Source organism: Siminovitchia sp. FSL H7-0308 (assembly GCF_037980985.1).
GTDB lineage: Bacteria > Bacillota > Bacilli > Bacillales > Bacillaceae_C > Siminovitchia > Siminovitchia thermophila.
In genome coordinates, this window is the sequence record NZ_CP150282.1 from 1,466,824 (window position 1) to 1,492,378 (window position 25,555).

At 42.7% G+C, this 25,555-nt stretch carries 22 protein-coding genes; 19 read left to right on the plus strand and 3 right to left on the minus strand.

Annotated elements, in window-relative coordinates:
• Positions 1–53: 53 nt before the first annotated feature.
• Positions 54–875, minus strand: a complete 822-nt coding sequence (gene comER / locus MHB50_RS06880; protein ID WP_340085059.1) for a late competence protein ComER — start codon at positions 873–875, stop codon at positions 54–56.
• A gap of 85 nt (positions 876–960) precedes the next feature.
• On the opposite strand from comER, the gene MHB50_RS06885 reads away from it, so the two are divergent.
• From MHB50_RS06885 to MHB50_RS06895, 3 genes are all read left to right on the plus strand, one after another.
• Positions 961–1,596: a helix-hairpin-helix domain-containing protein gene (locus MHB50_RS06885; protein ID WP_340085060.1), complete on the plus strand. Its 636-nt coding sequence runs from the start codon at positions 961–963 to the stop codon at positions 1,594–1,596.
• Positions 1,597–1,668: 72 nt separating this feature from the next.
• Positions 1,669–2,139 carry a ComE operon protein 2 gene (locus tag MHB50_RS06890; RefSeq protein ID WP_077110611.1) on the plus strand — a complete coding sequence of 157 codons (471 nt, stop codon included), beginning with the start codon at positions 1,669–1,671 and terminating at the stop codon, positions 2,137–2,139.
• A gap of 38 nt (positions 2,140–2,177) precedes the next feature.
• Positions 2,178–4,508, plus strand: coding sequence for a DNA internalization-related competence protein ComEC/Rec2 (locus tag MHB50_RS06895; protein WP_340085061.1), 2,331 nt, complete (start codon positions 2,178–2,180; stop codon positions 4,506–4,508).
• Positions 4,509–5,103: 595 nt separating this feature from the next.
• Here MHB50_RS06895 and MHB50_RS06900 read toward each other — a convergent pair.
• Positions 5,104–5,244 (minus strand): YqzM family protein, encoded by a 141-nt coding sequence (locus MHB50_RS06900; RefSeq protein WP_077110616.1) that lies wholly within the window; start codon positions 5,242–5,244, stop codon positions 5,104–5,106.
• Between the two features lie 289 nt (positions 5,245–5,533).
• Between MHB50_RS06900 and holA the strand changes: the two genes are divergently transcribed.
• The gene (gene holA / locus MHB50_RS06905) at positions 5,534–6,553 is read left to right on the plus strand and encodes a DNA polymerase III subunit delta (protein WP_340085062.1); all 1,020 of its coding nucleotides are present in this window, start codon (positions 5,534–5,536) and stop codon (positions 6,551–6,553) included.
• Positions 6,554–6,598: 45 nt separating this feature from the next.
• Here the strand turns inward: holA and rpsT are convergent, their stop codons facing one another.
• On the minus strand, positions 6,599–6,862 hold the full coding sequence (rpsT, locus tag MHB50_RS06910; protein ID WP_077110620.1) for a 30S ribosomal protein S20: 264 nt from the start codon (positions 6,860–6,862) through the stop codon (positions 6,599–6,601).
• A 186-nt stretch (positions 6,863–7,048) separates the two neighbouring features.
• Here rpsT and gpr point away from each other — a divergent pair, with 186 nt between their 5' ends.
• The 15 genes from gpr to deoC all read left to right on the plus strand — a co-directional run bounded on the left by gpr (position 7,049) and on the right by deoC (position 25,553).
• The gene (gene gpr, locus MHB50_RS06915; protein ID WP_077110622.1) at positions 7,049–8,176 is read left to right on the plus strand and encodes a GPR endopeptidase; all 1,128 of its coding nucleotides are present in this window, start codon (positions 7,049–7,051) and stop codon (positions 8,174–8,176) included.
• An 88-nt stretch (positions 8,177–8,264) separates the two neighbouring features.
• Entirely contained in the window at positions 8,265–8,597 is a 333-nt protein-coding gene (locus tag MHB50_RS06920) for a YqxA family protein (RefSeq protein ID WP_077110624.1), read from the plus strand.
• 126 nt (positions 8,598–8,723) lie between these two features.
• A complete protein-coding gene (lepA, locus tag MHB50_RS06925; RefSeq protein WP_339165626.1) occupies positions 8,724–10,556 on the plus strand; it encodes a translation elongation factor 4 in 1,833 nt (610 codons plus the stop codon).
• Positions 10,557–10,867: 311 nt separating this feature from the next.
• Positions 10,868–11,998 carry a radical SAM family heme chaperone HemW gene (gene hemW / locus MHB50_RS06930; protein WP_340085063.1) on the plus strand — a complete coding sequence of 377 codons (1,131 nt, stop codon included), beginning with the start codon at positions 10,868–10,870 and terminating at the stop codon, positions 11,996–11,998.
• 111 nt (positions 11,999–12,109) lie between these two features.
• The gene (gene hrcA / locus MHB50_RS06935; RefSeq protein ID WP_077110629.1) at positions 12,110–13,138 is read left to right on the plus strand and encodes a heat-inducible transcriptional repressor HrcA; all 1,029 of its coding nucleotides are present in this window, start codon (positions 12,110–12,112) and stop codon (positions 13,136–13,138) included.
• 96 nt (positions 13,139–13,234) lie between these two features.
• Positions 13,235–13,816 carry a nucleotide exchange factor GrpE gene (grpE, locus tag MHB50_RS06940; RefSeq protein WP_077110631.1) on the plus strand — a complete coding sequence of 194 codons (582 nt, stop codon included), beginning with the start codon at positions 13,235–13,237 and terminating at the stop codon, positions 13,814–13,816.
• Positions 13,817–13,859: 43 nt separating this feature from the next.
• Positions 13,860–15,701, plus strand: a complete 1,842-nt coding sequence (gene dnaK / locus MHB50_RS06945) for a molecular chaperone DnaK (protein WP_077110632.1) — start codon at positions 13,860–13,862, stop codon at positions 15,699–15,701.
• Positions 15,702–15,845: 144 nt separating this feature from the next.
• Entirely contained in the window at positions 15,846–16,952 is a 1,107-nt protein-coding gene (gene dnaJ / locus MHB50_RS06950) for a molecular chaperone DnaJ (protein WP_077110634.1), read from the plus strand.
• 2 nt (positions 16,953–16,954) lie between these two features.
• Positions 16,955–17,896: a 50S ribosomal protein L11 methyltransferase gene (prmA, locus tag MHB50_RS06955; RefSeq protein ID WP_077110636.1), complete on the plus strand. Its 942-nt coding sequence runs from the start codon at positions 16,955–16,957 to the stop codon at positions 17,894–17,896.
• Positions 17,897–17,908: 12 nt separating this feature from the next.
• Entirely contained in the window at positions 17,909–18,661 is a 753-nt protein-coding gene (locus MHB50_RS06960) for a 16S rRNA (uracil(1498)-N(3))-methyltransferase (RefSeq protein WP_339162823.1), read from the plus strand.
• A 4-nt stretch (positions 18,662–18,665) separates the two neighbouring features.
• Positions 18,666–20,015, plus strand: coding sequence for a tRNA (N(6)-L-threonylcarbamoyladenosine(37)-C(2))-methylthiotransferase MtaB (gene mtaB / locus MHB50_RS06965; protein WP_077110639.1), 1,350 nt, complete (start codon positions 18,666–18,668; stop codon positions 20,013–20,015).
• Positions 20,016–20,941: 926 nt separating this feature from the next.
• Positions 20,942–22,039, plus strand: coding sequence for an endospore germination permease (locus MHB50_RS06970; protein ID WP_340085064.1), 1,098 nt, complete (start codon positions 20,942–20,944; stop codon positions 22,037–22,039).
• On the plus strand, positions 22,036–23,529 hold the full coding sequence (locus MHB50_RS06975) for a spore germination protein (RefSeq protein ID WP_340085065.1): 1,494 nt from the start codon (positions 22,036–22,038) through the stop codon (positions 23,527–23,529). Before MHB50_RS06970 ends, MHB50_RS06975 begins: the two co-directional genes overlap by 4 nt.
• Before the next feature lie 2 nt (positions 23,530–23,531).
• Positions 23,532–24,707 (plus strand): Ger(x)C family spore germination protein, encoded by a 1,176-nt coding sequence (locus MHB50_RS06980; RefSeq protein WP_340085066.1) that lies wholly within the window; start codon positions 23,532–23,534, stop codon positions 24,705–24,707.
• A 174-nt stretch (positions 24,708–24,881) separates the two neighbouring features.
• The gene (deoC, locus tag MHB50_RS06985) at positions 24,882–25,553 is read left to right on the plus strand and encodes a deoxyribose-phosphate aldolase (RefSeq protein ID WP_340085067.1); all 672 of its coding nucleotides are present in this window, start codon (positions 24,882–24,884) and stop codon (positions 25,551–25,553) included.
• Positions 25,554–25,555 lie beyond the last annotated feature (2 nt).

Genomic DNA, 25,555 nt, shown 5'->3' on the forward strand with positions numbered 1-25,555 from the left:
AATCGTTGACAAGAAAGGATTGCAAGAATCTTAAAAAGAATGTAACATATGCTTTAAGAGTAAAACGCTTTCTCGATGGAATCCGCTTCATCCGCGAATTTTTTATGGGTTGCCTGAAACAACTTTTCGAACATATCCCCTGTTTCCCGCTTTAATACATCGATTCCTTCCCCGGTAATTCCGCCTTTTACACACACTTTTTCTTGCAGGGCCGGTAAAGAATAATATCCTTTTTTCAACAATTCGCCAAAGCCAATCAGCATACTTTCAGAAAGGATGGTCGCTGTTTTTTCATCAATACTTGTTTCTTTGACGGCTGCGTCAATCAGTCTTCTTGTTAAATAACAATAAAAAGCGGGCCCGCAGCTGACAATATCGGAAGCAACCCGAACAATACTTTCGTCGATTTCCACCGGAACAGACACCTTCGAAAACATTTCTTTCAAAAAGGATTTCCACCGATCTTCACAACTCTCTCCAAAAGTGACGAGCGAAACACCTGATAATGCCCGGTTTGTAATGCTTGGTATAATTCTGGCACAGGAGGATGCAACGCAGTTTTCCAGCCACTTCACCTCAATGGGGCTCGTGATCGAGACGAGACATTTTTCCTTGGTAAACAGCGCTTGCTGCTCTTTGACCATTTTGACGATATCAAATGGTTTTACACAAATAAAGATTAATTCTGATTCGTTTATGACATCATCAGGCTTTTGGGCCACGGTAATTTCTTCATAACGCTTTTGCAGGTCGTAAGCTTTTCCTAAAGTCCTATTTGTTACAGTTAATTCAGAAGGGGAAACCGCTCCGCCATTGATTAGAGCTTCTGTGAGAATGGTTCCCATATTGCCGGTTCCTATCATTCCAACCTTCATGCTGTTCCCTCCTTCACATTTACTATTCCTGACAATATATGCCCATACGTAAAAAAATATACTGGAAAGAAAGGCGGTAGATAAGATGGTTTTTTTTGAAAAATATAAATTCATTTTCATGGCAGCGGCGGCGATAGTCATCGGATTGTTTTTGTTTCTCAGCAAGCCTTGGGAGGAGCCGGTGGTGCAAAATGATATATCTTTTACTGCAGAAGCTGAACCTCCAGTTCAAGATGCTGCCCCTTCCGTTTCCGAGGAGCGAAAGGAGCCGATGTATGTAGATGTGAAAGGAGCCGTAAAAACGCCTGGATTGTATCGGGTGAAAGAAGGCGACCGTATTTTAGATGTCATCAGTCTGGCTGGAGGCTTAGCTGAAAAAGCGGATGAAAAACAACTCAATTTGGCACAAAAAGTACATGACGAAATGGTTCTTTATGTTCCAGAAATGGGAGAAGAGACTGAGGTTCATATGGTCAACTCCGATCAGCAGGGTGGCGGAAGCCAGGGAATTAGCGGACAAGAGGGGGATAAAATCAATATCAATAAAGCCGATGCCTCTCAGTTGGAAACATTGCCGGGTATAGGCCCTGCCAAGGCAAAAGCCATCATTGATTATCGGGAACAACAGGGCGGTTTTAAACAAGAGGAAGATTTAAAAAATGTTTCGGGGATCGGGGGAAAAACGTATGAAAAACTACAAGATTCCATCACGGTTCGTTGACTTGTCCAGTGGTGTGCAGATAAACTTAAGTAAAACATTGAATGAAAGATATGTGGGGAAAGGGAGAAAAAGATGGAAAGAATTTCTTGGAAACAATACTTTATGGCCCAAAGCCATTTGCTGTCTTATCGGAGCACTTGTACCAGGCTTACTGTAGGGGCCACGATAGTTCGTGATAATCGTATCATTGCCGGTGGTTACAATGGTTCAATTGCCGGTGGTGTCCACTGTATAGATGAGGGTTGTTACGTAATCGATGGGCATTGTGTACGGACAATTCATGCAGAAATGAATGCTATTATTCAATGTGCCAAGTTTGGGGTTGCTACTACAGATGCCGAAATATATGTGACACATTTTCCGTGTCTTCAGTGTACAAAAGCCATTATCCAGGCAGGCATCAAGTCAGTCTATTACGCTGAAAATTATCGGAACCACCCTTACGCGGTGGAACTTTTGGAGCATGCCGGTGTCCATGTTGAGCACGTACCCCTTGATAAAAAGATTTTTTTGGCATTTGCCAATGATGAAAGGGAGAGCTGAATAGCTTCTCCCCAATATATATAAGGAATGGGGAATATATGGCAGGTCAATGGATATTTCTCGCACTGTCAGCGCTGGCTGGCATCTTACATTCTTTGGAAAACCATTTTCTTGTTTGGTTATTTAGCATATTGCTCTTCGCCCGAGTTGTTTATACTCGAAAGCAGCGGATTCTGATTTCGGCCGCTGGATGCTTTCTCGCATTTTTTCTCGTAACTGAAAAAGCAAAACTTCTTCGCGTGACACATTTTCCTTCTCCGGGTTCTGCCCGCCTTTCTGTTACCTTCAAAGAAACTCCGCAAATAGATGGTGATCGGCTGAAGGCCATCGTGACAACATCCGAACAGGAAAAACTTATGCTTGTCTACCAAATGAAAAGTAAACAGGAGAAGCAACAAATACAGCTTCATATACAAGCCGGCAACATTTGTCACTTAGAAGGCATTCTTAGTCGCCCTCAACCAAAACGAAACATGCATGCTTTTCATTATGAACAATATTTAAAAAGGAAACAGATTTATTGGCTGTTCGAGCCGGATCACTTTTCACCGGCTGTCTGTCAAAAGCCTTCTTTTTCGGTATTACACTTCCTGAAAAATGCGAGAAGTGACACAATCAAGAGAATGAACGGCATGTTCCCGGAACGGGTGGCCGCTTACGGAGAAGCCCTTATATTTGGAGACAGGGACTCCATTTCGGAAGAGGCCAATGAGGGGTACCGAAGGCTAGGGGTCGTTCATTTGCTTGCCATCTCAGGCCTCCATGTGGGTTTGATTGTTGGGGCTTCCGTTTTTTTGCTTCTTCGTGCCGGCTGTACATGGGAAACAGTATATCGGGTAATGCTCGTTTGGCTTCCACTATATGGCTTTGTAAGTGGGGGAAATCCGCCGGTTGTGAGAGCGGTGCTTATGGCGTTATTGATTTTTTCTGCCAAAAGGTGGCGGCTGCCGTTGTCAACACTTGATGCTCTTTCCATCAGCTTTTTACTTTTTTTATTCGTTGACCCTTATGCGGTTTACCATATCGGGTTTCAACTCTCGTACGCCGTTAGCTTCGGAATTATTTTATCGGTTCCTCTTTTTCGGCATCTTCATTCTTTTTGGCAAATGATCCACATTTCAATGGTTTCGCTTCTCAGTTCACTTCCAATTCTTTCTTTCCATTTTCATGAATTTTCTATCATCAGTTTGTTTGCCAATCTTCTGTTTATCCCTTTTTATACGCTTTTTCTTCTTCCCGTCATTTTTGTATTGTTTTGTCTCAGTTTTGTTCTTCCGCCTTTCTCCGGGTATCTTGCCATTTTTTTGGACAAGGTATTGGCGGCATCAGAAAATGTTGCTATTTGGACAGGTTCTTTTCCGTTTGCGACTGTTGTGACAGGGAAGCCTTCTTTGGTCAGTATTATTTTCATGACTGTCGGTGTTTTCATCTACTTCCTGCTGGCCGAAAGAAAAAACCACCCTGTTTTGTCTGTTTTTCCTCTTGTATTAGTTCTTGTTATTCATTGTTTTGCCATCCGTTTTTCTCCATATGGCGAGGTTGTTTTTATTGATGTGGGTCAAGGGGATAGTATTTTGATTAAGCTGCCGTACAATCGGGGTACATACTTGATTGATTCTGGCGGCCAGCTCTTTTTTCCAAAGGAAGAATGGCAGGAAAGGAACAGGACATTTCAGGTAGGAACTGATATTTTGCTTCCGGTGTTAAGAAGTCATGGGATTAAACGAATCGATAAGCTGATTTTAACCCATAGCGATGTCGATCATATCGGTGCTACAAGGGAATTAATGGAGAAAATCTCAATTGGGAAAGTGTACATTACGCCAAATTCGTGGGAAAAACCGCTCATGTTGGAGACAGTTCGGCTGGCAAAGGAGAAAAAAATTACCGTAAGGGAAGTGAAGGCAGGATATGGCTGGAAAAATAAGTCAGGCACCTTTCAAATGATTTATCCGTTTGATGATCAATATGAAGGGAATAATGATTCACTCGTTTTATATGGAAAATTTGGCGGGATGACATGGTTGTTTATGGGGGACGTAGAAAAAGAAGGAGAGGAGGAATTGATAGCCGTTTATTCTAGGCTCCGAGCTGATGTCATTAAAGTCAGTCATCATGGAAGCAAAACATCGACCATTCCGTCTTTTGTGGAACAAATTAAACCGAAATACGCAGTTATTTCCGCCGGCCAAAACAATCGGTATGGCCATCCACATCCGGAAGTGTTGGAAACTCTTGAGAACAATGGCGTCCGGATATTTCGTACAGACCTTCAAGGTGCCGTCCATTTTACGTTTGGGCGCTCCAAAAAAGGAACCTTTCAGACCATTTTACAATATGATATTTCAGATGATGTCCGTCATAATTAGCAGCCTACAAAAGGGAAAACTTTAAGCAGGCCGCTGATTGTTAGTTGACATAATCGTTGTGTCCTTCAATACTACGCTTCATCTCGATTCTTAAAGCAGAAACCTACTGTCAGTTAAAGCGCGATAATGAAAGCAAAACTTCAAGCGCTTCAAGCAACGTTGTGTACTTGGGCCGCTAAAGTGGAACAAAAGCTAATATCGCAAGGATCTTGTTGGCGAGATCAGGCAGTGAAGTCCGTAAAGCTCGCGCTTTTTCGGCGTGTGTCATGTTTATGCATAGCTCGCGCTTTTTCGGCGTGTCATGTTTGATGCATGCTGTTCGATCTTTCCTGGTCCTGTCGCTTCGCTTGTCCTTGTACACCCTGTATGTCGCGGCGTTTTTGTGAACTTTGACTGAAATTTTGCGCCGAACTGAACAAGACCTCATCGAATAACATTGATGCAGAGCATATTTTGTTGTTATCGCAGGAAATTTGCCAGTCGTTGGAGGCTTTGTTGGACAAAGCAGTTTGCTTCGAGAGAATATATTTATATCATTTTCACCTTGTAAAAATAAAGAAGAAGCTTGCATGTGCAAACTTCTTCTTTATTCTCGCTATTTTCCGAGCACTTCAATAACTGTTCCAATCACAAAAATCGCTGTAAAGAATACAAATGACACTATAAAGCCAACTCCGGAATCTACGGCATCATTTCTTTTTGATTGAACATTTTGTTCAAATTCAAATTCTTTCACAACTACCCCTCCTGTTTCCACTTTAGTATAGTTGAATGCGCAAAAAAAATCCACTGTTCCATTACCACTCTTGACAAGACTTGACACATATACTTTGTTCACTTGCGGTCACACTATGTAATGAAGCGTTTTTCCGCTTATGAATACGTGTCCTAGGTCGTATTCATAAGCGTTCATATAGATTGGGGGACACTTGGCCTGCGGGCAAAGGAGTCCCCATTGCACTTGTCAAAATCCTCCTCTTTCCTTACGATGTAATTAAAAGATCAGGTAGAGAGAAGGATTGTCTATGGCTTTTTTGAAAAGCATCGAGGAAAAGAAATTTTCACCGCTTTACTTATTATATGGAACTGAACCGTTTTTAATCAATGAGGCGAGAGAGAAATTATTGGCGAATGTGTTAACGAAAGAGGAAGCGGAGTTTAATTTTTCAAGTTACGATCTGGAAGAAACTAGTGTCGATCTAGCGATTGATGATGCCGAAACTTTGCCTTTTATGGGTGAAAAAAAGTTGATCATTTTACATAATCCTGTTTTTTTAACGTCTTTAAAAACAAAAGAGAAAGTAACCCATGACTTAAAAAGATTGGAAGCATATGTGGAAAACCCCGCCCCTTTTACTGTGCTAGTCTTCACAGGCGAGTATGAAAAGCTGGATGAACGAAAAAAGCTGGTTAAGCTGTTGAAAAAAAACGCGGACGTCTTGGATGCGAAACCCCTTAATGAAAACAGCTTGAGAAAATGGGTGGAAAATAGAGCTACTTCCCTTCAAGTGTCCATGGAAGATCAGGCAATCGACATGTTGCTTGAGTTGGCAGGCAATGATTTAATGATTTTGAACGAAGAAATTGTGAAGCTGGCGCTTTATGCCGCGGACTCCAAACACATTACCGTGGAAGCGGTAGAGAAGCTGATTTCTCGGTCATTGGAGCAAAATATTTTTACGCTTGTTGATAAGGTTGTGAAACGGCATATTGGAGAAGCTTTACAAATATTTTATGATTTGGTTAAACAAAATGAAGAGCCGATTAAAATACTTGCCGTACTTTCAGGACAGTTTCGACTCATTTACCAAGTAAAAGAATTAACGGCAAGAGGTTATGGTCAAAAGCAAATTGCCGGAATGTTGAAGGTGCATCCTTATCGGGTCAAATTGGCGGCAGGACAGGCTCAATCTTTTTCTTCCGAGGAACTAATCCGGATTATGGAAATGCTCGCAGAGAGTGATTTGAAAATGAAATCAACAGGAATGGATAAAAAAGTCATCATTGAACTATTCCTGATGCAGCTCGTTCAGCCTAGTTCATGAAACAACATCAAAAAAACGACCGTTTCGGGTCGTTTTTTATGTTGGTTACGCACCAAGATTGTTTAATTTTTTGGCTAAGCGTGCTTTTTGGCGGTTGGCCGCATTTCTATGGATAAGTCCTTTTGTTACAGCTTTATCCAATTGCTTGATAGCATTTTTAAAAAGATCTTGTGCATTTTCCTCATTTTGCTCAGCAGCCACTTCAAACTTTTTCACAGCTGTGCGCATAGCTGATTTGAAAGCTGAATTTTGGGCATATTTATTTTCATTAATTTTCACGCGTTTAATGGCGGATTTAATGTTTGGCATTCTATTCACCTCCTGACACCATTGGCTACTCGATATACCTGTTCGTTATCTTATAGAACAAGAGTATTTTATCAAAGAGACTTTTATATTGCAATACAAATTGTCATCCCATCGTACCATGAATGAATTTCCGCCGGAAAGGAGAAAATGTGTTAGTAAGACATGGCATAAGGAGGCACAACAAATTTGAAAGATGAACAGTTGGATTTAAGCGCTTATTCAGTCAGGACGGACTTGGCAAAAGAGGCGTATGAAATGGCGATCGACCTCCATGCAAGAAAGAAAAAAGCCGACAGTGGCAAACAGGAGCTCGAGGGTGTCATTACTGAAGAAAGGGAGATTGATGAGGTCCACATTTCCCAAGTGACGATTACAGAGGAAGCCCAGGAGAAAATCGGGAAAAAAGCCGGGCATTATTTGACGATTGAGGTTCAAGGAATCCGCAGTCAGGATGCCACGCTTCAGCAAAAAGTGCAGAAGATTTTCGCCGCAGAGTTTAGCCGCTTTTTAAGGAATTTACATATTCCCAAAACGGCGAGCTGTTTAGTTGTCGGCCTCGGAAATTGGAATGTGACGCCTGACGCACTCGGTCCTATCGTTTGTGAGCGTCTAATTGTAACAAGACATTTATTTGAATTACAGCCTGAACATGTTGATGAAGGGTACCGGCCTGTCAGTGCGCTTGCTCCCGGGGTGATGGGGCTTACCGGCATTGAAACGAGTGATATTATTTTCGGCGTTGCTGAACAATCTAAGCCGGATTTTATTATCGCGATTGATTCTCTTGCTTCCCGGTCAATTGAAAGAGTCAATAGTACGATTCAAATTTCGGACACGGGTATACACCCCGGCTCCGGGATCGGCAATAAGCGGAAAGAATTGAGCAAAGAAACCCTCGGAGTCCCCGTGATTTCCATTGGAGTGCCCACTGTAGTCGATGCGGTAACGATTACGAGTGATACGATTGATTTTATTCTCAAACATTTCGGAAGGGAGATGGATGAATCGGGAAGACCTTCTCGTTCATTGTCCCCTGCGGGCCTATCATTTGGCGAAAAAAGAAAGCTGACGAATGAAGATTTGCCTGAAGAAGCGGGGCGAAAAACGTTTCTGGGGATTGTTGGCATGCTCGATGAAAATGAAAAGAGACGACTCATTCATGAGGTATTGGCTCCGCTCGGACATAATTTAATGGTGACGCCAAAAGAAGTGGATGTATTTATTGAAGACATGGGAAACTTGATCGCTTCTGGTTTAAATGCAGCCCTTCATACGAATGTTGACCAAGAGGATGTCGGTTTTAAAACTAGATAAAAGATAAAAGCAAGCTGTTTGTGTTTGTTCTAGCAACTCTATTGATACATATATATGAATAGAGAAGTGTCATGAAAGAGGTAATGATATGGGCAAGTTTTTCCTGAAGTGCGTTATTTCAGTGTTTCTGTTATTCATCGGTGTCTTGATCGGCATGGAAAAAGCAAATGAAGGAATGCGCTCGATGAAAGGATATGAAGACACCTCGCTTCCGTCGCCCGTTCACTTGAAAAAAGGAGATGACGGGAATATGGAAGCCGCTTTGCTTGGCAATGAGGTTCATTCTATGGAAACATTGGAAGACAAAAAGAAGAAGCTGGAGGAAATGGAATCCTTCAATTTTTTTTCTTCCTTGGGGAGAGCACTTGGCAACACTGTGACCAATGTGACCCAAAAATTGGTTGATCTGTTTGTCAGTTGAACGTATATCCATCTTCCATTTGGCGGATTGCCGGATAAAGCGCATATGCGCTTTTTTTGTTTATTGAATAATGGACTGATATAATTTATTCTAGTTTACATGCGCCGATTAACAGGAGTGAAGAACATAATGAATCAAAAAGAGAGAATAAAGAGACGGGAAAGGATACGAAATTTCTCGATTATTGCCCATATTGACCATGGAAAGTCTACTTTGGCAGACCGCATATTGGAGAAAACAGAAGCCCTTTCGTCGCGTGAGATGAAAAACCAGCTTCTTGATTCTATGGATTTAGAGCGTGAGCGGGGTATTACGATAAAGCTAAATGCTGTTCAATTGACTTACAAAGCGAAAGATGGAGAAGAGTATATTTTTCATCTAATCGACACGCCCGGACACGTCGATTTTACGTATGAAGTATCACGGAGTCTCGCGGCATGCGAAGGAGCCCTGCTTGTTGTGGATGCTGCACAGGGGATTGAAGCGCAAACATTGGCAAACGTCTATCTGGCGCTTGACAATGACCTGGAAATTCTTCCGGTTATTAATAAAATTGATTTGCCAGCAGCAGACCCGGAGAGAGTTAGACAGGAAATAGAAGATGTGATCGGTTTGGACGCATCCGAGGCTGTTCTTGCTTCGGCAAAAGCAGGAATCGGTATTGATGAAATTTTGGAACAAGTTGTTGAAAAGGTCCCGGCGCCAACAGGTGACCCGGAGGCCCCATTAAAAGCACTGATTTTTGACTCGCTTTATGATGCATACCGGGGTGTCATTGCCTATATCAGAATTGTGGAAGGTACGGTTAAAGCCGGTGACCGCATTAAGATGATGGCGAACGGGAAAGAGTTTGAAGTAGTTGAAGTAGGTGTTCATGCACCGAAACCAATGGTGGTAGACGAATTGACGGTAGGGGATGTCGGGTTTATTACGGCCTCTATTAAAAATGTCGGAGATACAAGAGTAGGGGACACGATTACAAGCGCCGCCAACCCCGCTCCGGAGCCTCTCCCCGGCTATCGGAAAATGAACCCGATGGTTTTTTGCGGTCTGTATCCGATTGATTCAGCGAAGTTCAATGATTTGAGAGAAGCTTTGGAGAAGCTCGAATTAAATGACTCATCATTGGAATATGAGGCAGAAACTTCGCAGGCGCTTGGCTTTGGATTTCGCTGTGGATTTCTGGGGCTTTTACACATGGAAATCATCCAGGAACGGATCGAAAGGGAATTTAAAATTGATTTGATTACGACCGCACCAAGTGTCGTTTATAAGGTGTATTTAAATGACGGCACCGAAATAAATGTTGATAACCCTGCCAATATGCCCGACGCTCAACAAATTGAGCGGGTGGAAGAGCCATATGTGAGGGCGTCTATGATGGTGCCGAACGATTATGTTGGGGCAGTCATGGAACTTTCGCAGGAAAAGCGCGGCAATTTCATTGACATGCAATACTTGGATGATATCCGGGTTAACGTCGTTTATGAAATTCCTCTTGCGGAGATTGTCTATGATTTCTTTGATATATTAAAATCCAGTACGAAAGGTTACGCGTCTTTTGATTATGAGCCTGTAGGCTATAAAGAATCCAAACTTGTCAAAATGGATATATTATTAAACAGTGAAAAAGTGGATGCGTTAAGCTTTATTGTACACCGGGATTTTGCATATGACCGTGGCAAATCGATCGTAGAAAAGCTGAAAGATATTATTCCCCGCCAGCAATTCGAAGTGCCGGTCCAGGCGGCCATTGGCAACAAAATCATTGCCAGATCAACAATCAAGGCGATACGCAAGAATGTTTTGGCCAAATGTTACGGAGGCGACGTCTCCCGTAAACGTAAATTGTTGGAGAAGCAAAAAGAAGGAAAAAAGCGGATGAAACAAGTGGGGTCCGTAGAGGTGCCTCAAGAAGCATTTATGGCTGTATTAAAAATGGATGATCCGGGAAAATAGAGCCAATTGTTTCCCGAGGCAGCTTTCCAGCCAAGCGGATTTGTCTTTGAAAATCATGTAACATTTTTGAAAAAGCTGCATCTTGCTTGGCGACGATGCAAATGCGACTGCCCCGGTTTAATACTTTCACAGGCTTGCGACCTTCAGATGCTAGGCGCAGCATTTTGGCAAAACAGCGATATAAGCTAAGAGTGAGTGAATGAGAGCATCCGGGAAATCAAATGCTGTATTTTTGAAGGAGGCGGAACTGGTTCCGTCTCTTTCCCTTTCCACTTCGGAGGAACTATTTAAAAAACAAGGTTGTGACCAAATTGAAGGCCGCTTATATCCATATACCATTTTGTGAGCATATTTGCCATTATTGTGATTTCAATAAATTTTATCTTCATACCCAGCCTGTAGATGAGTATTTGGACATGCTTGAAAAAGAGTTCTCAATCTATAGCGAACTGTATCCGTATGCCAGCTTGGAAACCGTATTTGTTGGCGGCGGAACCCCGACATCATTGAATGAACGGCAACTCGAGACACTTTGCAAAGCTATCAAGAGACATCTTCCATATAAAGAAGGAGAATTTACGTTTGAAGCAAATCCGGGGGATTTGTCTGAAGAGAAACTGAAAATCCTGAAAAGTTATGGGGTAAACCGATTAAGCATCGGTGTCCAATCTTTTAATGACGAGCTTTTAGAAAAGATCGGCCGCTCTCATCGTGCAGCAGATGTATACCGCTCCGTCGACCTTGCCCGTAAGGAAGGTTTTACAAATATAAGCATTGACTTAATTTATGCTTTGCCCGGGCAGACGGAAGAAGACTTTTTGATAACAATTCGGGAGGCGCTTGCGCTTGAACTTCCTCATTATTCCGGCTACTCCTTAATCGTGGAGCCAAAGACGGTGTTTTACAATTTATTGAGAAAGGGAAAGCTGAAACTGCCAGGTGAAGAATTAGAAGCTCGGATGTATGAGGACCTGATGGATAGCATGGAAAAAAACGGACTTTGTCAATATGAAATAAGCAATTTTTCCAAGCCGGGTTTTGAAAGCAAACATAACCTCGTTTATTGGAATAATGAGCCCTATTTTGGTTTTGGGGCTGGTGCGCACAGTTATGTGAATGCGAAAAGATATGCCAACTACGGTCCGTTAAAAAAATATATGGAACCGTTGGCTGCTGGAACATTGCCCATTTTCACGGAACATGAAGTGACGCCTAGGGAAGCAATGGAAGAAGAAATGTTTCTTGGGCTTCGGAAAAAGGACGGGGTAAATATGATCTGTTTTCAGGACAAATTTTCAGCTCATCCAAAAGAGGTTTTTGGCAGGGAAATTGCAAGGTTGATCTCCAAACAGTTGTTAACCGAAAAAGGTGATCGGCTCCAATTGACAAAGCAAGGGCTTTTTCTAGGAAATGAAGTGTTTCAGTCATTTTTGACCGGATGATCGTTTTGCTTCGTAATGAGTCAAATATCGTTGACATCAACACGCCATTTTGATACTTTTATATTAGATTTAGCACTCAAATAACGAGAGTGCTAACAGAGGTGATAAGTGATGCTGACTGATCGTCAACTTCGTATTTTACAAGTCATTATTGATGATTTTATCAGATCTGCTCAGCCAGTCGGCTCCAGAAGCCTGTCCAAAAAACAAGGAATCAATTTGAGCTCGGCAACAATTCGCAACGAAATGGCCGATTTGGAAGAGCTTGGCTTTCTTGAGAAAACTCATACGTCTTCCGGGAGGATTCCATCAGAAAAAGGATACAGATATTATGTCGACCATTTATTGGTTCCGCAAATATTGCTCAATCACGAAATAAAGATGATTCATTCCATTTTTGCGGAAAAAATTTATGAGCTGGAGGATGTTGTTCAAAAGTCAGCCAGCACTTTATCGGAATTGACCAACTACACGGCCATTCTTCTTGGGCCTGCAGTTAAAGAACATAAGCTGAAGCAATTGCAAATCGTGCCGCTTGCCAAAGATAAGGCAGTGGCCATCATCATAACCGATACCGGCCACGTGGAAAACCGCATGTTTACTTTGCCTGAACATTATGCGCCCGGTAATATCGAGAAGCTTGTCAATATTTTAAATGAGAAATTGGCGGGAGTGCCGATTGCTGAATTAAAAGAAAAAATCCAACATGAAGTGGCAGAAATCCTTCGAAAGAATGTACATCAGTATGATTTTATTTTAAGATCCATTTTGGAATCGATCGATATTCCGGCAAATGAAAAGATCTTTTTTGGCGGAAAAACAAATATGCTCAACCAGCCCGAGTTCCATAATATTCATAAAGTGAAATCTCTATTAAACTTAATAGAGCAGGAAGAAGGGTTTTATGAACTGTTTAGGCATATCCCGAACGGCATCCATGTCAAGATTGGCAAAGAAAATGAAATTACCGAGATGGAAGACTGCAGTTTGATCACGGCCACTTACTCGATTGCGAAAGAGCCGGTTGGAACAATTGCCATTTTAGGCCCGACAAGGATGGAGTATTCTCGCGTCATCAGCTTGCTTGACTACTTGAGTAAGGATATGAGTGATGCCTTGACAAAACTGTTTATGGAATGATAACAGTAAATGGTATGGTTCAAGGAAATCGGCAGATTTCTGCTGATTTCCACTTTTCCGTGTCAATTTTTTATGAAATTTTAAGGAGGTGAAGACATGCAAGAAGAACAGAAAGAACAATTGCAGTCAGAAGAAGAAATGAATGAAAGCGGCGTGGAAGCCGTAGAGGAACATGCGGAATCGAACGAAGAGCATGCAAAGGGCCCGGAGGGTGATTCCGAGGACCAGGCAAAGAAAATAGAAGAGCTTGAAGCAAAGCTACAAGAATACGAAAACCGCTATTTACGCCTTCTCGCCGATTTTGATAACTTCCGCCGGCGCGTTAAACTCGACAAGGAAGCGGATGAAAAATATAGAGCCCAGCATTTAATTACAAACTTGCTTCCGGCGTTAGACAACTTTGAGCGTGCCATGCAGATTGAGCCGGATAATGAGCAGACAAGAGCGCTGCTCGATGGGGTAAACATGGTATACAAGAGCATCATTGAGGCTTTGAAAAGTGAAGGGGCAGAACAAATCGAAGCTGTCGGCAAAGAGTTTGACCCCAATCTCCATCAAGCTGTTATGCAAACGGAAGACGATGAAGCAGGCGAAAACATCGTGGTTGAGGAATTTCAGAAGGGGTACATGTTAAAAGACCGCGTCATTCGCCCAGCGATGGTAAAAGTTAGCAAATAGTGTTGTTTAGCTCGTACATATTGTGAAGGAGGTTATTCGGAAAATGAGTAAAATTATCGGAATCGACTTGGGAACAACAAACTCGTGTGTATCCGTACTAGAAGGAGGAGAACCGAAAGTAATTCCCAATCCGGAAGGGAATCGGACGACACCTTCGGTGATCGCTTTTAAAAATGGTGAGATCCAAGTTGGTGAAGTGGCTAAAAGACAGGCGATTACAAATCCTAATACAGTCATTTCCATCAAGCGCCATATGGGAAGTGATCACAAAGAGGATATCGAAGGGAAAAGTTACACTCCTCAAGAACTGTCGGCGATCATTTTGCAACATTTAAAGTCTTATGCCGAAGATTATCTTGGAGAGAAAGTTGAAAAAGCGGTTATTACCGTACCAGCCTATTTTAACGACTCTCAGCGCCAGGCTACGAAAGATGCCGGAACGATCGCGGGTCTTCAAGTCGAAAGGATCATCAACGAACCAACCGCTGCCGCGCTTGCATATGGTTTGGAAAAGCTTGATGAAGATCAAACGATCCTCGTTTATGACCTTGGGGGAGGTACTTTCGACGTCTCCATTCTTGAGCTTGGCGATGGCGTCTTTGAAGTGTTGGCAACAGCCGGAGATAACAAATTGGGCGGAGACGACTTTGACCAGGTAATCATCGACTACCTTGTTGATGAATTTAAAAAAGAGCATGGGATTGACTTATCACAGGATAAGATGGCCCTCCAACGCTTGAAAGATGCAGCTGAAAAAGCGAAGAAAGATTTATCCGGTGTGACGCAAACGCAAATTTCCCTGCCTTTCATCACTGCGGGAGAAGCGGGACCATTGCACATGGAAATTTCCTTAACACGCGCGAAATTTGAAGAGCTGTCTTCTGAGCTCGTTGAAAGAACGATGGGTCCTACACGCCAGGCCATTAAAGACTCGGGAAAATCGGCTGCAGAAATTGATAAAGTCATTCTAGTAGGGGGATCTACCCGAATTCCGGCGGTTCAAGAAGCAATTCGAAAAGAGACAGGAAAAGATCCGCATAAAGGTGTAAACCCCGATGAAGTCGTAGCGATGGGTGCGGCGATCCAAGGCGGAGTATTGGCAGGCGATGTCAAAGATGTTGTCCTTCTTGATGTAACCCCGCTATCGCTTGGGATTGAAACAATGGGTGGTGTATTTACAAAACTAATTGAACGCAACACAACCATTCCGACATCCAAATCCCAAGTCTTTTCAACTGCTGCGGATAATCAGACTGCCGTGGATATACATGTACTCCAAGGTGAACGTCCTATGGCAGCGGATAATAAAACGTTGGGTCGTTTCCAGTTGACGGATATTCCTCCGGCACCTCGGGGCATCCCGCAAATAGAAGTCAAGTTTGACATTGATAAAAACGGCATCGTGAATGTAAGTGCCAAAGACCTCGGTACTGGAAAAGAGCAAAACATAACCATTAAATCTTCCTCCGGTTTATCTGAAGAGGAAGTTGAACGCATGATTAAAGAAGCCGAGGAAAATGCGGAAAAAGATAAACAGCGGAAAGAAGAAGTTGAACTGAGAAATGAAGCGGATCAACTCATTTTCACGACCGAAAAAACTTTGAAAGACCTCGAAGGCAAAGTGGATGAAGCGGAAGTGAAAAAAGCCGAAGAAGCAAAAGATGCCTTAAAAGCGGCGATTGAAAAAAATGACATGGAAGAAGTAAGGCAAAAGAAAGACGCTCTACAGGAGATCGTGCAAAACTTGTCCATGAAACTATATGAAGAAGCCGCAAAGCAAGCCGAGGCACAACAAGGGGCCGAGGGGCAAGATGCCGCCGGCGGGGACGACAATGTAGTCGATGCCGAGTTTGAAGAAGTGGACGACGACAAGTCTAAAAAATAACATGTTTGCAGATAGGAAAAGTCAAAGCCACGTTACAGGCTTTGACTTTTCTTCATGTGAGGATAAAAAGTTATTCTCCTTTTAATCAGTCCATCAATTATGGTAAAATGAAAGTTATGTGAAAAGATTCGGGAGTGTGGAGACATGAGTAAGCGTGATTACTATGAAGTGCTTGGTGTATCGGAAAACGCTACAAAAGATGAGATTAAAAAGGCTTATCGCCGTTTGTCCAAAAAATATCATCCTGATATTAATAAAGAGCCTGGCGCAGATGAAAAGTTTAAAGAAATCACCGAAGCATATGAAGTATTAAGCGACGATCAAAAACGAGCCCAGTACGACCAGTTCGGTCACGAAGGGCCGCAAGGTTTTGGAGGCGGCGATTTTGGCGGCTTCGGGGGATTTGAAGATATATTCAGCACCTTTTTTGGCGGTGGACGCAGAGATCCAAACGCACCGCGGCAAGGTGCTGATTTGCAGTATAATATGACATTGACATTTGAAGAAGCTGTTTTCGGGAAAGAAACGATCATTGAAATACCGCGTGAAGAATCATGCGATACATGTGGGGGCTCCGGAGCCAAACCCGGAACTTCATCCGACACATGCCATCATTGTCACGGAACAGGCCAGTTAAATATTGAACAAAATACGCCATTTGGAAGAATTGTGAACCGGCGTGTCTGTCAATACTGTCATGGAACGGGCAAGATTATCAAAGAAAAGTGCCGGACTTGCCATGGCGAAGGGAAAGTAAAGAAAAGGAAGAAAATCAGTGTCAAAATCCCCAAAGGCGTGGACGACGGTCAACAAATGCGTGTAGCAGGCCAAGGGGAGCCCGGAATCAATGGTGGTCCACCGGGAGACTTATTCGTTGTTTTCCGAGTAAGCCCGCATGAGTTTTTCGAAAGAGACGGTGATGACATCTATTGTGAGATGCCAATCACGTTTGTCCAGGCTGCCCTGGGGGATGAAATTGAAGTGCCGACACTTTACGGAAAGGTCAAGTTAAAAATACCTGCCGGCACCCAAACCGGAACGCGTTTCCGCCTTCGTGACAGAGGTGTACAAAACGTGCGCGGTTACGGCAGAGGAGACCAGCATGTTCTCGTTAAAATTGTAACGCCTACAAAGCTTTCCGATCAGCAAAAAGACTTGCTTCGCCAATTTGCCGAAATGAGCGGAGAGTCGCTTGATGAGCAGCATGAAGGCTTTTTCGATAAAATGAAGCGCGCTTTTAAAGGGGATTAACCATGAAATGGTCAGAAATCAGTGTTTATACGACAAATGAAGCGATTGAGCCCATCAGTCATATCATGCATGAAGCTGGCGCTGCAGGCATTGCAATAGAAGATAGGGAAGACCTGGATAAGAAGCGGGAAGATCAGTTTGGAGAAATATATGAATTGAATCCGGCGGATTTTCCCGATGAAGGTGTCATTATAAAAGCATATCTGCCTGTCAATGCCCAACATGCAGAAACAGTAAGTACCATTCAACAACAAATATCAAAACTTCCTCAATACCAAATTAATATTGGAAAAAATCTTGTCAAGGTTGCGGAAGTGAAGGAAGAAGACTGGGCTACAGCGTGGAAAAAATATTATCATCCTGTCAAAGTATCAGAGCGTGTGACAATTGTTCCTTCATGGGAAGAGTATGAAACTGGCAACAGTGACGAATTAATCATTAAATTGGACCCAGGAATGGCATTTGGGACCGGGACTCATCCCACCACTGCCATGTGTATTCGGGCTCTTGAAAAAACAGTCAAACCGGAAGACTTTGTCATTGATGTAGGGACCGGTTCAGGTGTATTAAGTATTGCGGCATCATTACTGGGGGCCGAACAAGTCACGGCCCTTGATCTAGATGAAGTGGCAGTGGAAGCTGCCCGGCAGAACATCGCTTTAAATGGTGTAGAAGACATCGTTTCAGCAAGACAAAACAATCTTCTTGAAGGCATTGAAAAAAGCGCTGATGTGATCGTGGCCAACATACTGGCTGAAGTGATCGTCCGCTTTTCCAAGGCGGCAGCTGAAGTTTGCAAACGCAATGGCTACTTTATTGTTTCCGGCATCATCCTGCAGAAGAAAGATTCAGTCGCTGATGCGCTGCATGAAGCAGGATTTCAAATAGAAGAAACAATGATCACGGAAGATTGGGTAGCGATGATTGCCAGAAGAGTGAATTAGAGGGTGTAAAACATGCAACGTTATTTTCTTGATGGTCAATATCAAGGCCAGGAAACCGTTCTTTTATCAGGAGACAATTATCATCATATCGTCAATGTCATGAGAATGAAGCCGGGAAATGATATTTGGGTTGTATTCAACGGTGGAGAGGCTGCAAAGGCAACGATTGCATCCCTGGAAGATCATACTGTGAAAGCGCGGATTATTGGATGGGAAGACAGGGCTACAGAACTCCCGGTTCATGTGACAATAGCGAGCGGCCTGCCCAAAGGGGATAAATGGGAATGGGTGATCCAAAAAGGAACCGAGCTGGGCACTTCACAGTTTGTCCCTTTCAATGCAGACCGCTCCGTAGTAAAATGGGATGAGAAAAAATCAGCCAGAAAACTGGAACGATGGAAAAAAATTGCAAAGGAAGCTGCGGAACAAAGCCACCGGCAAGCGGTTCCGGAAATGCACTCTCCATTGTCTATTGAACAACTCTTGGTTTTCAGCGAAGATTTTCATCATAAAATCGTAGCTTATGAAGAAACAGCAAAACAGGGTGACCGAAGCCAATTTGCCAGGAAGCTTTCCGGAGTGAACAAAGGTGAAAAAATCATCATTGTTTTCGGTCCGGAAGGTGGTTTGACCGAGCGGGAAGCAGAGCTGCTTACGGATAACGGCTTTGTATGCTGCGGATTGGGCCCCAGGATATTAAGAACGGAAACGGCGCCGCTATATGCCATGGCAGCCATTTCTTATCATTTTGAATTAATGGAGTGATAATATGTCTCTCGTAGCTTTTCATACATTGGGTTGTAAAGTAAACCATTACGAAACGGAAGCCATTTGGCAGCTGTTTAAACAGAATGGATATGAGCGCGTGGATTTTGAATCGACGGCTGATGTCTATGTCATCAATACATGTACGGTAACCAACACTGGTGATAAAAAAAGCAGGCAAGTGATCCGTCGCGCAATCCGGAAAAATCCGGAAGCTGTTATTTGTGTGACGGGGTGCTATGCGCAAACCTCTCCTGCTGAGATCATGGCCATTCCTGGTGTGGATATCGTTGTAGGAACGCAAGATCGTGTTAAAATGCTTGATTACATTGAGCAATATAAACAGGAACGCCAGCCAATCAATGGAGTTAAAAACATCATGAAGAACCGTGTGTATGAAGAGTTGGATGTCCCTGCTTTTACAGATCGTACACGTGCTTCCCTTAAAATCCAGGAAGGATGCAATAATTTTTGTACATTTTGCATTATTCCCTGGGCACGCGGTTTAATGCGCTCAAGAGATCCTCAAGAAGTCGTTCGCCAGGCACAACAGCTCGTTGATGCAGGCTATAAGGAAATTGTTCTTACAGGCATTCATACAGGCGGGTATGGAGAAGACATGAAAGACTATAATTTGGCCGCTTTGCTTCGTGATTTGGAGGCTAACGTAACTGGATTAAAAAGGCTGAGGATTTCTTCGATTGAGGCCAGCCAACTGACCGATGAAGTAATAGATGTGATCGACAAGTCCAACATTGTTGTCCGGCATTTGCATATTCCACTGCAGTCAGGTTCAAACACTGTATTAAAAAGAATGCGCAGAAAATATACGATGGAATTTTTTGCAGAGCGCCTTGAGCTCTTGAAAAAAGCTCTTCCAGATTTAGCCGTTACATCTGATGTGATAGTGGGCTTCCCTGGTGAAACGGAAGAGGAGTTTATGGAGACCTATGAGTTTATTAAGAAGCATCAATTCTCGGAGCTCCATGTATTCCCATATTCGATGAGAACCGGGACACCTGCGGCGAGAATGAAAGACCAAATCGCTGAATCCGTTAAAAATGAACGTGTACACCGGCTCATTGCCCTTTCCGATCAATTGGCAAAAGAATATGCTTCCCGCTTTGAAAATGAAGTGCTGGAAGTGATCCCGGAAGAGCCGTTTAAAGAAAACCCGGAAAGCGGCTTATATGAAGGATATACTGACAATTACTTGAAAGTAGTATTTCCTGCAAACGAAGAAATGGTCGGGAAACTCGTAAAAGTGAAAATTACAAAGGCGGGTTATCCATACTGTGAAGGAAAATTTGTACGTGTCCTTCACAGTGATTCGTCCGCTTCCATGGTTGGGTGAATGGTTGACTGCAGTGAGGACTGCAGTCTTTTTTTGTAAAGAAAGTTCCTCTCACTTGAAGTCGCAGGGGAATTTTTTATGTTAATGACGTTATTTGAACATTTTATGCGAATATTCGTATGAAGCAAACGGCGTGTCCAGTTTTAACGCCTAGCAACTAGGGTATTTCGCTCTCTTCTCCTTGAAAAAGCCCCGTTTTTTCTGAGTGGTTGTTTTTTCGCTGAGGAGATTTCGGATTACTGTGGCAAGTCAACAAAGTCTGCATCTGCGCCCTCTCGCAAACCCAAAGAATCCTTGTTCATCTGATCACAAAACAGCTTGAAAGTTTATTCAGATACAGACTAGCGCATCTCTTGCGCGCCCTCTCGTGAACCAAAGAATCCTTGTTCACCTCATCACAAAACTGCTTGAAAGTTTATTCAGATACAGACTAGCGCATCTCTTGCGCTCTCGCGAACCCAGAGAATCCTTGTTCATCTGATCACAAAACAGCTTGAAGTTTATTCAGATACAGACTAGCGCATCTCTTGCGCTATTTAGCCCGGCGCAAGCTGCGCGAAGTTTGTTTTAGAAGCAATCATGAGTGTTTGGAAGCAAGCTGTTCGGCTCGTAAGGGAAAGCTGAGTATTTCATGATGCTGTTTGCGATGTGAAGAAAGTAAATCTTAGTGTGACTGCTATAACTATCCCGCCTCGCCAATCGTCTTCTCACTAACGATTGCGCGCCAGGTGCTTTTTGTATGTCTGGGTTTATGAAAAATCCTCTGTATTTCCACTTACCATATTCCTAACGTTTAGAATGATTACTCATAATTTTTACCCCTAAAGGGAAATATGTGTCATATATTACTCTGTTCCAACTTGATAGTGATTTTAAAATCGGAATGTCATTTTTTCAGACGCTTCCATATGAAAGAGGAATCCTTGATGAAACAAAAAGACACTATCACAAATTTGCAATTCATTTTTCTTTGCATGACGGCCATTGGATTGCACAATCATGTCATCATGATTACGCCACTCATTCAGACAGCTGGAAGGGACTCTTGGATATCGGCGGTTGTTGCGGCCGCACTTACAATTATTTGGGGGTTCCTTCTTTTTTATATTATTAAGACTACGAATCAGGAGCATTTGTATACATGGTTAAAGAAGCGGATTGGTAAACCTTTTGCTGCTGCTCTCGGCGGAATTATATATCTTTATTTTATCTTTTTGGGGATGATCACCCTAAGGGAGACGATAACGTGGACAAAAATTACGTATTTACAAAATACCCCTTCATGGTCACTGACCATTTTAATTATAACCCTTTGCGTTCTGGCTGCCTGTACAAGTCTTAGAACCATTTCTATTGCGAATATCTTTATATTGGCGTTCGTTGTTGTTTTTGGATTCTTCGTCGCTTTCGCAAATATAAAAGTGAAAGATTACTCTCTCCTAAAGCCGTTGCTGGAACATGGGTTTGAACCGGTTGTAAAAGGCATGGTGTACCCGGGCTCCGGGTTTGCCGAAATCATCTTGCTCATTTTTTTGCAACATAAATTTGCCGAACAAGCCCGTTACCGAAATATTGTTTTGTTAGTGATCGTGCTTTTTTTTCTCACGGTTGGCCCGCTTATTGGCGGCATTATCGAATTTGGCCCCAAAGAAGCAGCGAATCAACGGTTTACGGCCTTCGAAGAATGGGGGCTCGTTTCGATTGGAAGATATGTGGAACATCTCGACTTTTTGTCCATTTATCAATGGTTGTCAGGCGCATTCATTCGTATAACACTCATGTTTGTGACAGCGATTGAAATTTTTCGGTTTAAAACCAAGAAATTGAAAGTCATTGTTTTGTTAGTCATTGCGGGGCTTACGACTATAGTATCTCTGATACCGGTCAGGGATGATTTGCATTATCAATTATTAAAAAGTGTATTCATGCCTTTATCGCTTTATTTTTATTTAACGATATCCATCATTATTTCACTCATTATTTTTTTCGTTAAAAGAAAGGAAAAAAGGAGGAAATCGTTTTGAAATGGAGGAAAAAGTACGATTTAAAGAATAAAAAATCAATCACTCAAAACACGTTTGAAGTAAACGAGGAAGAATTGCGACAGCTATTTGAAAAGTGCTCTGATATTCATTTTCAAAAAGTTTATGTTCATAACACGGAAGGATTGCTGTTGTTTTGTATTGGAATGATTGATTCTCCATACTTGAATGATCATGTGCTCCCTGCTTTCGAACAATTTTTCCAAAAAAATAATATCCCTTTGTTGTCACGTGATCGGGATATATTAGATAAGCTTCAATTACAGGACGCTACTATCATTTATACGAAAGAAGAGGTCATTAAGAAGATATTTTCCGGCTATGGGATTTTTTTCTTTGAGGACGAGGGCTTGCTTCTTGCTGTCAATATGGAGAGGAAGCCTCAGAGGGAGCCCGAAGAGTCAGGGATGGAAATTGCCATCAAAGGGTCCCGGGATAACTTTGTGGAGGATATCGCGATCAATATGGCCCTGATTCGCAAACGTCTGCCGACAAACTCTTTGCGTTCCGAAGAAATGACGGTTGGACGAAGGTCCAAGACAGCCATAAAAGTTCTTTATATAGATGATATAGTGGACCGTGAAATTTTGGATCAAATCATAAACAGCATTCAAAAAATAGATATTGATGCCATTTACAGCGGTCATCAATTCATGCAGCTTGTCGATAAGAAGTTATACTTGTTCCCTACACATGATTACAGTCCCCGGGCTGATTGGATTGTCAAAGCGCTCTTGAGCGGCCGCATCATCTTATTGATTGATAACATCCCTTATGCAGTGATCGTCCCCATTAATTTTATGTTATTGCTCAAGGGTGCGGAAGACTCCGAATATCCTTCCCTTTATGTTAGTTTTGGGCGGATTATCCGCTTGTTTGCGATCGGAATTGCGTCCTTTTTGCCTGGTTTTTGGGTGGCCATTACTTCATTCCATCAAAGTCAACTGCCCATTGCGATGCTCGCGACCGTCATTGAATCCAGGAAAGGGATCCCGTTGGCAGGGGCGGTAGAAGCCCTTATTATGCTTTTGCTTTTTGAGCTTTTTCGTGAAGCGGGGCTGCGGCTGCCAGTACAGGTGGGGCAAACATTAAGTGTTGTCGGCGGCTTGATTATTGGTGATGCGGCGATCAGAGCCGGATTAACGAGCCCGTCAATGCTGGTCGTCATCGCGGCTTCAAGTGTGGCAATCTTTACTTTGATTAATCAATCATTAGTGGGAATTGTGGGTCTCATTCGATTTTTTGTGTTGATCATCTCATCTTTTTTTGGGTTTTTTGGCTTTTTTCTATCGGTATTTTCCGTTACGTTATATTTGGCCAACATTCGAGTGTTTGGAGTACCCTATTTACAATTGGCAACAAGAATCAGTCTTGCCAATACGATAAAATCTTTTTTTCAGCTTCCTCCCACACTTGAAAGAAAGCGACCGAACATGTTTCATTCACGAGACACAACCAGAAGGGAGAAGTGAGTGTGGCAACCAAATACAAGCTTTGTTTTTTTTCTGCTCTGATGATCTTCGTTTTGGCGCTCGCGGGGTGCGGTGATTCCAATTCGCCGGAACAACTCGCCTATGCACATGGGCTTGGCTTAGATTACGAAGATGGAAAAGTCAAAGTCCATTTGCAGCTCCTAAACTTGGGGGCATTGGCAAAGACTGAGGGTGGCGGCGGAGATGTCAGTAGCCAGAGCACTTCGGAGTTGGCAACAGCATCAGGCAAAATTCTTGATGAAGCTATTTTCAATCTATATCGTTCTGCGCAACATGAAATTTTTTGGGGGAATTTGTCCCATATCGTCTTAACGGAACGATTTTTAAGTGAGTATGGATTGGGACCTGTTATTGATATGTGGAGCCGATTTCCGGAGGCCAGATACCAAATTAAATTTTACAGTACAAATGATAAGGTGGAGGAAATTTTGCTTACCGATCCCGTGATGGATGTGTCAAAATCGTTAAGCTTATTGGCTACCCCGGAAAGTGCTTCTAAGCAAAATACCCTTGTGTCGTTTGTGAATTTAAGGAAAATATTGATTGAATTGAAAGAGCCTAATTACTTGGCAAGAATTCCCTCCATATTCGTTGTTGGAGAGACCTGGAAAACACCTGAAAAAAAACGTCCTTTTGTAGCGTTAAACGGATTGACTTTATATGATAGAAAAAAAAGGTTCCTTGGCACTGTAGAAGGAAAGCATATTGAAGGATATCGTTGGACTATCGAGAAGTTTGATCGGGCCCCGGTTATTTTGGATACGGATGGTGAGGCGATAGGATCTATCGTCGTTCAAAAAAAGAAAGTAAAAATTACTCCCAAACTGAAATCGGACCATGTGAAATTTCATATGAAAATAAAAGCAGAAGGTCATATTGCCGAGATAGACAAAAAAGTAGCCATCCAGACAATTGAACGAAGAGCAGCCAAGAAGATCAAACAACAAGTGTTGCAAACCTATCGAGAAGCCCTTAAAGTCCATCCCGATGCTGATGTTTACCGCCTTTCTGAAACATTGTACAGAAATGATGTAAAAGCTTGGAAAAAACTCTCCAAAAAAGGAAAATTGGACTTACAGCAAGATTCGCTCCAAGTGGATGTAGAAGTCACTATTATGGACTCGTGGCGGGACCATATGTCCAGGTTCCTTGAATAATTCTTTGCAGTCTATTTTAACACGTGGATTGAAATAACAAGATGATCAAACGCTATGCATGGACCAATGGAGCGGACTCTGATATTACCTGACATGATCCAAAAGAAATAAAGCCTTTTATTGTTTCATCCATGATGGTAAACTCAGGAGGAACAAAAAGAGGAGGGGGATTATGTGGCTTTAAACATTGCGCCATTCATTGACCATACGTTATTAAAAGCTGATGCAACAAAAAAACAAATCAAAATATTGTGCGATGAGGCAAAAACATACCAGTTCGCCTCCGTATGTATTCATCCAACATGGGTGGCCTATGCCAGATCACTTTTACAAGGTACGGATATCAAGGTGTGCACTGTAATCGGCTTTCCAATAGGGGCCAATACACCGGAAACAAAGGCGTTTGAAACGAAAAATGCCATTGAAAACGGGGCCAGCGAGGTGGATATGGTAATGAATATCGGCGCCCTGAAAAGCGGGAACCACACTCTCGTTGAGCGCGACATTCAAGCGGTTACCGTTGCAGCAAAAAGCAAAGCGCTTGTCAAAGTCATTATCGAAACCTGTCTACTGACTAAAGAAGAAATAGAAATCGCCAGTAAAATGGTTAAAAGGGCAGGAGCAGATTTCGTAAAAACATCGACTGGTTTTTCGACAGGAGGAGCGACTGCCGAAGATGTGGCTTTGATTCGTAAAGTGGTCGGGGATGGACTCGGTATTAAAGCTTCAGGGGGAATCCGCAGCCTGGAAGATGCAAAAAAAATGATCGAAGCCGGTGCTACAAGACTTGGCGCGAGTTCAGGCGTACAAATTATTCAGGGGGCAATCGGAAAAAGCAGCTATTAAGT

What these genes read in the sequence shown, in the direction of transcription:
- dnaK (WP_077110632.1), top strand. Translation starts at nt 13,860, where the DNA reads ATGAGTAAAATTATCGGAATCGACTTGGGAACAACAAACTCGTGTGTA.
- dnaJ (WP_077110634.1), top strand. Translation starts at nt 15,846, where the DNA reads ATGAGTAAGCGTGATTACTATGAAGTGCTTGGTGTATCGGAAAACGCT.
- MHB50_RS06970 (WP_340085064.1), top strand. Translation starts at nt 20,942, where the DNA reads ATGAAACAAAAAGACACTATCACAAATTTGCAATTCATTTTTCTTTGC.
- grpE (WP_077110631.1), top strand. Translation starts at nt 13,235, where the DNA reads ATGCAAGAAGAACAGAAAGAACAATTGCAGTCAGAAGAAGAAATGAAT.
- hrcA (WP_077110629.1), top strand. Translation starts at nt 12,110, where the DNA reads ATGCTGACTGATCGTCAACTTCGTATTTTACAAGTCATTATTGATGAT.
- MHB50_RS06890 (WP_077110611.1), top strand. Translation starts at nt 1,669, where the DNA reads ATGGAAAGAATTTCTTGGAAACAATACTTTATGGCCCAAAGCCATTTG.
- holA (WP_340085062.1), top strand. Translation starts at nt 5,534, where the DNA reads ATGGCTTTTTTGAAAAGCATCGAGGAAAAGAAATTTTCACCGCTTTAC.
- MHB50_RS06920 (WP_077110624.1), top strand. Translation starts at nt 8,265, where the DNA reads ATGGGCAAGTTTTTCCTGAAGTGCGTTATTTCAGTGTTTCTGTTATTC.
- rpsT (WP_077110620.1), bottom strand. Translation starts at nt 6,862, where the DNA reads ATGCCAAACATTAAATCCGCCATTAAACGCGTGAAAATTAATGAAAAT.
- MHB50_RS06895 (WP_340085061.1), top strand. Translation starts at nt 2,178, where the DNA reads ATGGCAGGTCAATGGATATTTCTCGCACTGTCAGCGCTGGCTGGCATC.
- prmA (WP_077110636.1), top strand. Translation starts at nt 16,955, where the DNA reads ATGAAATGGTCAGAAATCAGTGTTTATACGACAAATGAAGCGATTGAG.
- mtaB (WP_077110639.1), top strand. Translation starts at nt 18,666, where the DNA reads ATGTCTCTCGTAGCTTTTCATACATTGGGTTGTAAAGTAAACCATTAC.
- MHB50_RS06885 (WP_340085060.1), top strand. Translation starts at nt 961, where the DNA reads ATGGTTTTTTTTGAAAAATATAAATTCATTTTCATGGCAGCGGCGGCG.
- comER (WP_340085059.1), bottom strand. Translation starts at nt 875, where the DNA reads ATGAAGGTTGGAATGATAGGAACCGGCAATATGGGAACCATTCTCACA.
- MHB50_RS06960 (WP_339162823.1), top strand. Translation starts at nt 17,909, where the DNA reads ATGCAACGTTATTTTCTTGATGGTCAATATCAAGGCCAGGAAACCGTT.